Source organism: Haladaptatus sp. HS23 (assembly GCF_056892285.1).
Genome location: NZ_JBXGLH010000055.1, coordinates 1 through 843, shown reverse-complemented (window position 1 = coordinate 843; position 843 = coordinate 1). Strand labels below are relative to the sequence as shown.

Annotated in this window: 2 protein-coding genes; both read left to right on the top strand. The window is 47.4% G+C overall.

The window, feature by feature from the left end:
• A partial coding sequence (locus AC1XDK_RS30780; protein ID WP_483353830.1) for an SDR family oxidoreductase occupies positions 1-420 on the top strand: 420 nt, incomplete at its 5' end.
• Between the two features lie 160 nt (positions 421-580).
• On the top strand, positions 581-754 hold the full coding sequence (locus AC1XDK_RS30775) for a helix-turn-helix domain-containing protein (RefSeq protein WP_483353831.1): 174 nt from the start codon (positions 581-583) through the stop codon (positions 752-754).
• The last annotated feature ends 89 nt before the right edge of the window (positions 755-843 follow it).

The window sequence follows — 843 nt, the reverse complement described above, 5'->3', positions numbered from 1 at the left end:
CGCGTTATCGACGTCAATCTTGGCGGTGTGTTCAACTGCTCGAAGGCGTTTTATGATGACGTCAAACAGGCCGAACATGGACGACTGATCAACATTTCGAGTGTGGTTGGCCAGCAGGGCAACTACGGCCAAGCCAATTATGCGACAACGAAAAGTGGCCTGTTCGGATTCACCCGGACGCTTGCCCTTGAGCTGGCGAATTCGGGATCGACCGTTAACTGCGTTGCGCCAGGATTCACGAGAACCGATATGCTTGCCGACGTCGATGAGGAGATTCAGGGCAAAATTCGCCAGCGTATTCCGCTGAACCGGTTTGCTGAGGCTGAAGATGTCTCCGGTGTTGTTCGATTCTTAGCGAGCGAGGAGTCGTCCTACATGACTGGCCAAATCCTCGGTATCAACGGTGGAATGGAGTGGTAATCACCGTCCCTAACCGAGAGAAAGAACCTAATTATAGAATAAAAGACAATATCGAAACAATAGAATAAAATTGAATAAATCAGTACTAGAGTCCAACGCACGCGTGAAGAGACAACAAGATAGCCCAGATATTGAGTCACTGCCGAGCGACCTTGACTCAATGGGATCAAAACTCGTGTATCTACATCTTCATTATAGCAGTGGTGGGACGGTTCAAGAGCTCTGTCACACACTGAATATTCCCACAATATCGATCTATCCTATCCTAAATACACTTCGAGAAGAAGGGCTAGTTGAGCGAAGAGGAAGCCAATATGTTTGCACCCATAACTAGGAGTATTCTAGTTATCATTTGATCGCGGGACAAAAATTGTGTCCAGTGAGCGAATCATTAACACAGGGATCACAAACCACGAGCAACGT

Bases quoted from the DNA above. Each gene is read 5' to 3' on its own strand.
- AC1XDK_RS30775 (WP_483353831.1), top strand. From the start codon at position 581: ATGGGATCAAAACTCGTGTATCTACATCTTCATTATAGCAGTGGTGGG.